The 10,832-nt window shown below is 71.1% G+C and carries 9 protein-coding genes; 5 read left to right on the top strand and 4 right to left on the bottom strand.

What is annotated here, in order from left to right:
• From recF to dnaA, 4 genes are all read right to left on the bottom strand, one after another.
• The coding region (gene recF / locus CUD01_RS15790) for a DNA replication/repair protein RecF (protein WP_141322458.1) at positions 1–1,008 on the bottom strand (1,008 nt) is incomplete at its 3' end.
• 36 nt (positions 1,009–1,044) lie between these two features.
• Entirely contained in the window at positions 1,045–1,995 is a 951-nt protein-coding gene (gnd, locus tag CUD01_RS15785; RefSeq protein ID WP_141322457.1) for a phosphogluconate dehydrogenase (NAD(+)-dependent, decarboxylating), read from the bottom strand.
• Positions 1,996–2,131: 136 nt separating this feature from the next.
• Entirely contained in the window at positions 2,132–3,262 is a 1,131-nt protein-coding gene (dnaN, locus tag CUD01_RS15780) for a DNA polymerase III subunit beta (RefSeq protein ID WP_094181437.1), read from the bottom strand.
• Positions 3,263–3,941: 679 nt separating this feature from the next.
• Positions 3,942–5,480 (bottom strand): chromosomal replication initiator protein DnaA, encoded by a 1,539-nt coding sequence (gene dnaA / locus CUD01_RS15775; RefSeq protein WP_141322456.1) that lies wholly within the window; start codon positions 5,478–5,480, stop codon positions 3,942–3,944.
• A 617-nt stretch (positions 5,481–6,097) separates the two neighbouring features.
• Between dnaA and rpmH the strand changes: the two genes are divergently transcribed.
• The 5 genes from rpmH to CUD01_RS15750 are packed head-to-tail and all read left to right on the top strand — an operon-like array spanning position 6,098 to position 8,629.
• Entirely contained in the window at positions 6,098–6,235 is a 138-nt protein-coding gene (gene rpmH / locus CUD01_RS15770; RefSeq protein WP_013885212.1) for a 50S ribosomal protein L34, read from the top strand.
• 11 nt (positions 6,236–6,246) lie between these two features.
• Positions 6,247–6,606, top strand: a complete 360-nt coding sequence (rnpA, locus tag CUD01_RS15765) for a ribonuclease P protein component (protein ID WP_141322455.1) — start codon at positions 6,247–6,249, stop codon at positions 6,604–6,606.
• Positions 6,603–6,899 (top strand): membrane protein insertion efficiency factor YidD, encoded by a 297-nt coding sequence (gene yidD, locus CUD01_RS15760; RefSeq protein WP_141322454.1) that lies wholly within the window; start codon positions 6,603–6,605, stop codon positions 6,897–6,899. The genes rnpA and yidD overlap by 4 nt, the downstream gene beginning before the upstream one ends.
• A 24-nt stretch (positions 6,900–6,923) precedes the next feature.
• Positions 6,924–8,078, top strand: coding sequence for a membrane protein insertase YidC (yidC, locus tag CUD01_RS15755; protein ID WP_141322453.1), 1,155 nt, complete (start codon positions 6,924–6,926; stop codon positions 8,076–8,078).
• A 47-nt stretch (positions 8,079–8,125) separates the two neighbouring features.
• Positions 8,126–8,629 (top strand): Jag family protein, encoded by a 504-nt coding sequence (locus CUD01_RS15750; protein ID WP_094181442.1) that lies wholly within the window; start codon positions 8,126–8,128, stop codon positions 8,627–8,629.
• Positions 8,630–10,832: the final 2,203 nt, after the last annotated feature.

Genomic DNA, 10,832 nt, shown 5'->3' with positions numbered 1-10,832 from the left:
CTCGTCGTCCGGCCCACCCTGCGGCCCGCCCGCCGTGAGCACGCGCCACGACGCGAGCCGCAGCGCGAGCGCGAACGACCACGACTCGCCGTGGCTCGCGTACCCCTTCGCCGGCAGGTCCGCCAACGTGAGGACCAGGTCGTCACGGTGCGGCCCGACGAGGCACACACCGCGCTCGATCTCCTTGGGCCGCAGGCGCCCCATCGCCTCCAGGAGCTGCGCCTCGACGAGCTCGACCGGCGCCGCGTCCGTGCTCGACGCGGCCGCCGCCTGGTCCAGAGCGCCGTCGAGCGACGCCTTGTACGCGATCCGTGCATCCCCCTGCCCCGCGCTGACCTGCTCGTACGCGTCCGCCACGTGCGGCGCCAGCTCGGCCACCAGCCTTCGACGCTCCACGACGATCTGCGCACCCAGCTGCGCGAGCTTTCCGTCCCACACGTCGAGCGTGCGCAGGTCCGCACCGCCCTGGCGCGACCGCGCCGCCGCGCCCGCGGACTTCAGCAGCGCCGAGCGCTGCCGCAGCACACGCTCGTAGTCCGCCACCGTCGCGGCCGTGCGCGGCGCGAGCTGCACGAGCAGCGCGTCGAGGAACCGGCGCCGGCCGTCCGGGTCGCCCTTGACCAGCGCCAGGTCCTCGGGCGCGAACAGCACCGTGTGCAGGATGCCGAGCACGTCACGCGCCCGCACCGGGCTGCCGCCGTTGACCCGCGCACGGTTCGCCTTGCCCGCGGTGATCTCGACCTCGACCACCGTCGCGCGCGGCCGCCCCGGCTCGAGCTCGCGCACCACCTTCGCGCCGACGACCGCGCGCTGCTGACCCGCACGGATGAGCGCCGCGTCCGTCGGGACCCGGTGGCTGGCGAGCGTCGCCACGTACCCGATCGCCTCGACGAGGTTCGTCTTGCCCTGGCCGTTCGGGCCGACGAACGCCGTGATGCCGGGGTCGAGCTCGACGTCCGCGTGCGCGTAGGACCGGAAGTCGGTCAGCTGCAGGTGGGCGACGTGCATCGTGTGGTCTCGTCCGGGGGCCGGGGGAGTGCGCGGTCAGGCGGACGGCGGGACGGCTGCCCCGGGCGCCGGGGTGCTGTCGCTGCGCACCGGTCCGGTGGTCCCCGCCGGCTTGACCGCGTGCCCGCCGAACTGCTGACGCAGCGCGGCGACCGCCTTCATCGCCGGGGACTCGCCCTGGCGCGACGCGAACCGCGCGAACAGCGCCGCCGAGATGACCGGCGCCGGCACCGCGAGGTCGATCGCCTCGTCGACCGTCCACCGGCCCTCACCCGAGTCCTCGACCCAGTCGTCGATCGCCGCGAGGCCCGGGTCCTGCTCGAGCGCGCGCACCAGCAGCTCCAGCAGCCACGAGCGCACGACCGTGCCCTGCGTCCAGGCCCGCATCGTCCCGTGCACGTCCGTGACCAGGTCCTTCGCTGCGAGCAGCTCGTAACCCTCCGCGTACGCCTGCATCAGGCCGTACTCGATGCCGTTGTGCACCATCTTCGAGTAGTGACCCGCACCCACCGTCCCGGCGTGCACGAAGCCGTCCGCCCGGTCACCCTGCGGCCGCAGCGCGTCGAACACCGGCATGGCGCGCTGCACGAGCTCCGCGTCACCCCCGACCATCAGCCCGTACCCGTTCTCCAGGCCCCAGACGCCGCCCGAGACCCCCGCGTCGACGAACCCGATCCCGTGCTCACGCAGCAGGGCCGCGTGCGGCTCGTCGTCCTGGTAGTACGAGTTCCCGCCGTCGATCACCAGGTCACCCGCGGTCAGCAGCCCCGCGAGCTCCGTGACCACCCCGTCCGTGATCGCGCCCGACGGCACCATGACCCACACGATGCGCTCACCCGCGGGCAGCGCGTCGACGAGCGCCTCCAGCGACGGCACGTCCGTGACGTCGGCGTTGCGGTCGTACCCGACGACCTCGATCCCGGACCGACGGATGCGCTCGCGCATGTTCGCGCCCATCTTGCCCAGCCCGACCAGACCGATCCTCATGACGGTCGTCCTTCCCTCGCTCCGCCGCGGTGGCCCGCGCCCTCACTCCCGGACCGCACCACGCCCACTGTGCCCGCCCTCGCGCGCGGGTGCGCGTCGGACCGGACGTCCGACGCTCTCGGGGCGCAGGCCCCGCTCAGCTCGCGAAGCGGATGGGCACCAGCAGGTAGCGGTACGTCTTGTCGTCCTCGCCCTCGAGCGAGCCCTGACCCGTGAACTCGACCGGCTTGTTCGGGTGCGTGAACGACATCCGCACGAACGGCGTGTCCAGCGCGCCCAGGCCGTCGGCCAGGAACTGCGGGTTGAACGCGACCGAGATGTCGTCACCCTCGAGCGTCGCCTCGAGCGCCTCGGACGCCTGCGCGTCGTCGCCCTGACCCGCGTCGAGCACCACCTGGCCCTGCGAGAACGTCAACCGGATCGGGGTGTTGCGCTCCGCGACGAGCGCGACACGCTTGGCCGCCTCGACCAGCGGCGACGTCGCGACGACCGCGTGGATCGGCGTCTCGTCGGGGAACAGACGACGCACCGGCGGGTAGTCGCCGTCCACCAGCAGGCTCGTGCTCTGGCGCCCGCCGGCCTCGAAGCCGATGAGGTCCACGCCCGCACCCGTCGACAGGCTCACGGTGACCGCACCCGCGCTGCCGAGCGACTTCGCGGCGTCGTTGAGCGTGCGCGCCCGCACGAGCGCGACGGTCGAGATGTCCGGCGCGGCCGGGTGCCACGTGAGCTCGCGCAGCGCGAGGCGGTAGCGGTCGGTCGCGAGCAGCGTGACCTTCTCGCCCTCGATCTCCACGCGCACGCCCGTGAGCAGGGGGAGCGTGTCGTCGCGGCTCGCGGCGACCGAGACCTGCGCGACGGCGTGCGTCAGCGCGTCGCCGTCGACCGTGCCCGTCACCGGCGGCATCACCGGGAGGTTCGGGTAGTCCTCGACCGGCATCGTCAGGAGCGTGAAGCGGCTCGCCCCGCACGTCACGACGACCTTCGTGCCGTCGAGCGTCACGTCGACCGGCTTGTCGGGCAGCGCGCGCGAGATCTCCGCGAGCAGACGACCCGAGACCAGCACCGTGCCGGGCTCCGAGACGTCGGCGGGGATCTGCGACCGCGCGGAGACCTCGTAGTCGAAGCTCGAGAGCTGGATGACACCGGTCGCGTCGGCCTCGATGCGCACGCCCGCCAGGACCGGCACCGGAGGACGGGTCGGCAAGCTGCGCGCCGTCCAGGTGACGGCCTCGGCGAGAACGTCCCGCTCGACCCGGAACCTCATGGATCACAACCTCTCGTCGTTCTCACTGCTCAGTCGTCACGCGAACACTACGCGAGTGGTCCGACGCGGGGAGTCCCGCCGTTCGTGTCATTCGCCCGGGGGCTTCACGGCGGGTCCGTGCGCCTCGTCGCGCGCCGTCCTGCTCGCAGCGAAGGTGTGTGGATCATCGTCATAGGAATCTGTCGTCGTCGTCATCGCCCTTGTGCACGGTGTGGACAACCCGGTGTCGTCGCAGGTCGGGCCGCGGTGCGCCGTGTGCAGGTGGGGTGTGGACGACGAGGCGCCGGCTGTGGGCGGACGTGGACGGCCAGGTTCTCGTCATTCCGTGTCCACCGGTCCGCCGTCCGCCGTCCACATCGCACGGCCCGTCGTCCACCGTTGTCCACAGGACTGTGCACAGGTGTGTGTATTCGTCCCATGCATGTCTCCATCTGGGGATGAAGGTGTGGGCCCATGGGTCCCGAGATGTCCGGCTCTGTCCCGATCTTCGGCGTCGACGGGGGGTGGGATCTCTCGTCGAGCGCAAACGCGCAGGTCAGGACCGTGTGCGCGAACCGGGCATAGCGCTCGGCAGTCGACCGGGTGATGTTCTGCACATCATCCACAGACGCCCGTCCCGGCCTGTGGAAAAACATGGGGACGGAGCGGTGTGACCGGCGTCGCACCAGGTGGGACCGCGTCAGCTGCGGCTCTGCTGCTTGATGCGGTTCGTGAGCTCCGTGACCTGGTTGTAGATCGACCGGCGCTCCGCCATCAGCTCGCGGATCTTGCGGTTGGCGTGCATGACCGTCGTGTGGTCACGGCCACCGAACGCCTGGCCGATCTTCGGCAGCGACAGGTCCGTCAGCTCGCGGCACAGGTACATGGCGATCTGCCGCGCCGTCACCAGCACGCGCGATCGCGACGAGCCGCACAGGTCGTCGATCGTCAGGCCGAAGTACGCCGCCGTCTGCCCGATCACCTGGGTCGCGGTGATCTCCGTGGTCTGGTCGTCGGTGATGAGGTCCTTCAGGACGATCTCGGCGAGCGACAGGTCGACCTGCTGGCGGTTCAGGCTCGCGAACGCCGTCACGCGGATGAGCGCACCCTCGAGCTCACGGATGTTCGTCGAGATCTTCGACGCGATGTACTCCAGCACGTCCGGCGGCGCCTGCATGTTGTCGCCGCCGGCCTTCTTGCGCAGGATCGCGATGCGGGTCTCGAGGTCCGGCGGCTGCACGTCGGTGATCAGGCCCCACTCGAAACGCGAACGCATGCGGTCCTCGAAGCCGTTGAGCTGCTTGGGCGGCAGGTCGGACGTGATCACGACCTGCTTGTTCGCGTTGTGGAGCGTGTTGAACGTGTGGAAGAACTCCTCCATCGTCTGTTCCTTGCCCTGCAGGAACTGGATGTCGTCGATGAGGAGCACGTCGACCTCGCGGTAGCGGCGCTGGAACGCCCCCGCTTTGCCCTCCGAGATCGAGTTGATGAAGTCGTTCGTGAACTCCTCCGAGTTCACGTACCGCACCCGCACGCTCGGGTAGAGGTTCTGCGCGTAGTGGCCGATCGCGTGCAGCAGGTGGGTCTTGCCCAGGCCCGAGTCGCCGTAGATGAACAGCGGGTTGTACGCCTTGGCGGGTGCCTCCGCCACCGCGACTGCCGCGGCGTGCGCGAACCGGTTGGACGAGCCGATGACGAAGGTCTCGAACAGGTAGTGCGGGTTGAGCCGGGCGGGCTCGGCCGCCTGCCGCCGCGTCGAGGGCACCTCGCGGCGCGGCTGGTCGCGCTGGTCGGGCAGGTCGTGCGCGCGCGGGTGCGCGTCCGCGACGACGAGCGGAGCGGTGCCGTGCACGTCCGCGTCGAGGTCCGGTCCACCGTGGTCGGAGCGGCCGGGCTCGGGCGCGGTCGTCGTGAACCCGCTCGAGGACACCGGCGCCGAGGTCATCGCGCGCACCGCGGGCGGCGCGTCGTCCACGAGCTGCGGGTCGACCGTGATCGCAAAGCGCCCGTCGCGCCCGAGCGCGTCCGTGAGCGCGTCCGTCACCTCGGTGCGCACCTTCGTCTCGAGGTACTCCTTGGTGTACTCGTTGCCGACCGCGAGGATCAGCGTGCCGTCCAGCAGGCCGAGCGGCTGCGCGAGGCGGACGAACGCGAGCTGGCGCTGCGTGATGTCCGGGCTGGCCTCGAGCGTCGTCACGACGTGACCCCAGACTCGAGTCAGCTCTTCGTCCTGTGCCACGTCCTACCTCGAGTCGTCTCGTCCGTTCGACCAGCGAGTCTCGCACGGAGCCCGGCTGTCCACACACTTGTCCACACCTGTGTGCCACGACCGACGGGGGAGGTCGAGCTCTCGGGGCGGCCCGGATCCGCGTGACGACGCGGTTCCTCGTCGAACCGCGTCCGTCCGGCGCACCGGGGGTGAGGATCGTGTCGTCCACAGGGGACGACGAGGGTCGATGCTAGTGTCGGCGACCGCCCGAGGGCAGTGCCCTGGAGGGTGAGGTATGCCGCTCTCGGGCGGTCCGGCGCCGGCCGCCGCCCCTGTACGTCCGCAGGTCAGGCGCTCGTACGTGAGGTGGCTGGGTGTGAGCGCCGTGTCCCTCGCCGTCCTCGCCGGTGGCGGACCCCACAACCCGGTCTCCGGGGCCACGGCACGGCCCACGGTCGCCTCGGCGTCGGCATTTGACCGCTCCGAGGTCGTCGGCGTACCGTTGTGCAGCCTTTTGATGGCTCCTGCTGGCGCGCCCAGACGCCGCACGCACGTACGTGTGTGTCCTTGAGGAGCAGTCGAGCCCGGCAGACAGTCTTGGACGCGCGTTCCGCGCGCCCATCCGATGGACCAGTGGGAGAACTCTCGTGAGCAAGCGCACGTTCCAGCCGAACAACCGGCGCCGCGCCAAGACGCACGGCTTCCGTCTGCGCATGCGGACCCGCGCGGGCCGCGCGATCCTCGCCGCTCGTCGGCGCAAGGGTCGCTCCGAGCTCTCGGCCTGACCCCAGCGTCGGTGCTGCCGGCCGCGCACCGGATGCGTCACTCCGCCGACTTCGAGCAGGCGGTGCGACGTGGTGCGCGAGCCGGGCGGGAGACGTTGGTGGTGCATCTGACGACGCGAACCGACCCCGGGCCCACTGGCCCGGTGGTCGGTTTCGTCGTGTCCAAGGCCGTGGGCAACGCGGTGGTGCGCAACCGGGTCAAGCGTCGTCTCCGGGCGCTCGTGGGGGAGCGGATCGCAGCGCTGCCTGCCTCGACGTCGCTCGTCGTGCGAGCACAGGTGCCGGCGGCCACCGCAACGTACGACCGCCTCGGCACGGACCTGGACGGTGCGCTGCGCACGGCGGCGCGGCGAGCGGAGGCCGGCCGATGAGCACCCTGCGTTCCGTGCTGGTCTGGCTCGCTCGCGTCCCCGGACGTGTACTTCTAGGTCTTCTCTGGTTGTACCAGCACCTGGTGTCGCCGCTGACCCCGGCCACCTGCCGGTACTACCCGTCCTGCTCCCAGTACGCCGTGGTGGCGATCCGTCGCCACGGCGCACTGCGCGGGACCTGGCTCGCCGGCCGCCGGCTGCTGCGCTGCCACCCCTGGACGCCCGGTGGCGTCGACGACGTGCCACCGGCACGCCCGTCCCGCCGACTTCACGTGGCGCACGGCGCCCACTGACACCCCGACAGGAGCTCTGCCCTCATGGGTTGGTTCGACGGCCTGCTGAACCCGATCATGGTCGCGGTGGCCTGGATCATGGTCCAGTTCCACTCGCTGCTGACCGCGATGGGCCTGGACAAGGACGGCGGTCTCGCGTGGACGCTGTCCATCGTCGGCCTCGTGGTCGTGATCCGGATCCTGCTGATCCCGCTCTTCTTCAAGCAGATCAAGGCGTCGCGCGGCATGCAGCTGCTCGCGCCCGAGATGCAGGCGATCCAGAAGAAGTACAAGGGCAAGACGGACCCCGCGTCCCGCGAGGCGATGAGCCGCGAGACGATGGAGCTCTACCGGAAGCACGGGACCAACCCGTTCGCGTCCTGCCTGCCGATCCTGCTGCAGTCGCCCATCTTCTTCGCGCTGTTCCGCGTGCTCAACTCGCTCAAGCCGCTCTCGGAGGGCACCTACGCCCGCGGTGACCACATCGGCCCCATGACGCGGGAGCTCGCGTCGTCCGCCGAGGGCGCGACGATCTTCGGAGCGCCGCTGTCCGGGACGTTCATGCAGGCCGGCGGCGACATCCACATCCAGGTCGTCACGATCCTGCTCATCGTCGCGATGTCCGCGACCACGTTCTTCACGCAGCGTCAGCTGACCCGCAAGAACATGCCGCCGTCGGCCCTCGAGGGCCCCATGGCGCAGCAGCAGAAGGTGCTGCTCTACGTCCTGCCGCTGATCTTCGCGTTCTCGGGCGTCAACTTCCCGATCGGTGTCCTCGTCTACTGGACCACGACGAACCTCTGGTCCATGGGCCAGCAGTTCTACACGATCCGGCGCATGCCGGCCCCGGGCTCGGAGGCCGAGCGGCTCATGCTCGAGCGCCGCGCCCGCAAGGGGAAGGGCCCTGTGATCGAGGTCCCCGCGACGGTCGTCGACGAGAAGCCGCGGGGCCAGCGCCAGCAGCCGAAGCGCAAGGACCGGCAGAAGCCGACCACCCGCCCCGCCGGCACGACGGCCGGCGGTGCCGTAAGTGCGACGGCCAGCGACACTCCCGTGACCGACGCTCCCGTTGCCGACGCGCCCCCCGCCAAGCCCCGACCGGCCGGCGGCTCCCCGAGCGCGGGCTCCAAGCCCGCCGGCGGGTCCGGGACGCCCAAGAAGACCGGGCAGGGCGGCAAGAAGCCGCGCCCCAAGAACTGACCGCGACTCGCGCGCGGAACTTCGGCAGCTCTTCGAACGGAGACCTCATGACGACTCAGAACGACGCAGACACCGGATCGGCCTCGCGCCTCGAGGAAGAGGGCGAGATCGCAGCGGACTACCTCGAGGAGCTCCTCGACATCGCTGACCTCGACGGTGACATCGACATCGACGTCGACCACGGGCGCGCCGCGGTGGAGATCGTGTCCGAGGACCCCGCCGATCGGTCGCTGCGCCGGCTCGCCGGCCGTGACGGCGAGGTGCTCGACGCCCTGCAGGAGCTGACGCGCCTCGCCGTGCAGGCGAAGACGGGGGAGCGCAGCCGCCTCATGCTCGACGTGGCGGGCTACCGCGCCGGCCGACGCGCCGCGCTGGCCGAGGTCGCGAACGAGGCGGTCGCACGGGTGCAGGCGAGCGGTGAGCCGGTGTCGCTCGAGCCCATGAACCCGTTCGAGCGGAAGGTCGTCCACGACGCCGTGGCGGCTGCCGGTCTCGTCAGCGACTCCGAGGGCGTCGAGCCGACCCGCTACGTGGTCGTGCGCCCGGCCTGACAGCGGTCACTCCTTCCACGAACGGGGCGGTTCCCTAGGGGCCGCCCCGTTCGTCATGTCTGGAGCCTGCCTATGCGGCGGCGCGTTCCACGTGAAACAGAGACCATCTTCGCCGCCGCCACTGGAACTGCAGTCTCACGCGCCTGCATGTGCCGATCGACTCGGGCACGCCCCAGCTGGCCGCCGGTGGGCCGGCCGGCGCTGCGCGGTTCCACGTGAAACACGTGCGACCAAGGGCGGGAACGGCGTCACCGCGGATCTGGCGCGTGCCATGCGAGGAGCCAGAACTCGCACCCATCGCCGCAGCGCCGAGGTTCGACACCTTGAGTCGGGTGGACAGATGCGCTTGGCCCGCCGCTGATGGTGGGCCTTCGGGTCACGCCCGGAGGGGTTGAGTTAGCCGGGGAGGGAGCGGGTCGCAGTCCGAGGCGACGATGAGCACCCCTTCCTCTGAGTCCGGGCGCGAGGCCGGCCTCGAGCGCGAGGTCTCGCCGCAGGCGTCCGCACGCGCCGGTCAAAGGATGACGGGTGGTGGCGACCTCGCTGCACCCGTGACACCTCATCCGTGTCTGTCGCCCGACGCGACGGCAGCGCCCGATCAACCGCACGACAGGCGAAGCTGCGCCGCGGCTGGCGCCGGTTCGGCGCCTCACCGGATAGCGCACGGGCGTGCAGTCCTTTGCTGGCACCAGATTCACCGCATTTCGGACGGCGCCCGAACAAGGACAGAATCTTGTATGACGTCGCCGGGCGCGACTGTGAGGGCTCGCCGGGGCCGACTCGGCGAGCGCAGCGCCGCCCGAATCGCGGCGAGATGCGCCTCGTCCGGCGGCGGAAGAGCGCCCGAGTCACCATCCACCGGTGCGGGGGTCGCACGGCGCGCTGGTTCATGCACGAGACCGCCGACACTGGTGCGCCCGGTCACGGCCGCAGCACGCGAGACTCGGTCTCGGCTCGCGCCGGGTCGGGCGCGAGGTGGCGACGGCGCCCCGCGCCCTCAAGGAGGTGGAGCTGCCCCCCGGGCCGAGACCTGACCGGCGTCAGCGGAGAGTGTGCAGTGCCCGGGTAGCACCGTGCACCGCCTGAGGGTCGTCGAGCGTCGGCCGCCGGGCTGATGCGCTGGAGTGAGACGCGGAGAGTTCGCCCGTGCGGTGGCCCCGAGGCCGGGAGCGTGTCGGCCGGGCACACCACGTGAGTCCCTCTGGGACTCCCCCCCTGAAGAGTCCTGCCGCCCAGAGTGAGCCGTGGCATGAAGCGAACTCGAAAGATGACGCGAGTGACAACTGCTCACCCACGCTGGGGCCCCGACCGCGTGACCTCTCTGCCGGTGTGTTCCACGTGAAACAGGGGCGCCGCCGGGACCGATCACCTCGCGATTGCCCGGTGACACTCACCAGCCGTGAGGCCGAATCGCGGTCGCGTCTCGCAACCCGACGACATTGCTCGCCAGTGACGCACGCGGGGCGAGAACCCTCTCGGCGTCGTCGGCCTTCCGCTGGAGGCGGTCGCCGCCGCGGCCAGACCACTCGACGGACGCCCGCATCCTTTGCGATCGCGGTCGGGGGCAGAAGTCGCGCAGCTCCGAAGACAAGCCAGTCGCTTGGTGCGGCGTGCAGCCATCCGACAATAGGCAGCAGACCGCCAGGTGCCGCGCCCCGACCAGACTCGGCGCCCGATGCGACCGCAGCCGAAACCGGGCGCCGGAACAGTGTGCCTGCGCGCGGTGTCGAGCGCGGGCGCCCCGCAGAGCGACCGGTCGTGCAGCCTGCTGTGCGTTGTGTTTCACGTGGAACGGAGCGGTGCAGGCGTCGGCGAGCCGGTCGCGCCGCCGAGTGACCTGGGCTCACGCGGCCCAGTAGGTGCGTGGAGGCGGTCGCTCTGGATGTGAGGCATCGCGAGCCAGGAGGGCCGGGCCTGCGGCCTGCGAGGGGCCCGCCGGCGCGCAGCGCGCCTCAGCGCGCGGTTCGCGCTACATCCCGGCCACCGATCAAGCACTGCGGCAGGGGACAGAGCGCGAACCAAAGCGCTCTTAGCTCCGTCGCGAGACGCGAGGTGTTTCACGTGGAACAGCGCTATCACGGGTGGATCGGTGCACCGAGCGTGGGAACGACGCGCGCGCGTGGAAGCCGGGCACGGGCGGCGCGAGACGAAGAGCGGGGCGAGGGAGGCGAGGTTCGGGGTTCGGGGATGTGAGGAGCGGGTT

This window comes from Cellulomonas uda (genome assembly GCF_006538705.1).
GTDB classification, from domain to species: Bacteria; Actinomycetota; Actinomycetes; order Actinomycetales; family Cellulomonadaceae; genus Cellulomonas; species Cellulomonas uda.
Note: the sequence above shows the minus strand (reverse complement) of the source record. Positions and strands in the feature narration are given on the sequence as shown.

Bases quoted from the DNA above. Each gene is read 5' to 3' on its own strand.
- gnd (WP_141322457.1), bottom strand. From the start codon at position 1,995: ATGAGGATCGGTCTGGTCGGGCTGGGCAAGATGGGCGCGAACATGCGC.
- dnaN (WP_094181437.1), bottom strand. From the start codon at position 3,262: ATGAGGTTCCGGGTCGAGCGGGACGTTCTCGCCGAGGCCGTCACCTGG.
- yidD (WP_141322454.1), top strand. From the start codon at position 6,603: ATGAGCACCCTGCGTTCCGTGCTGGTCTGGCTCGCTCGCGTCCCCGGA.
- yidC (WP_141322453.1), top strand. From the start codon at position 6,924: ATGGGTTGGTTCGACGGCCTGCTGAACCCGATCATGGTCGCGGTGGCC.
- CUD01_RS15750 (WP_094181442.1), top strand. From the start codon at position 8,126: ATGACGACTCAGAACGACGCAGACACCGGATCGGCCTCGCGCCTCGAG.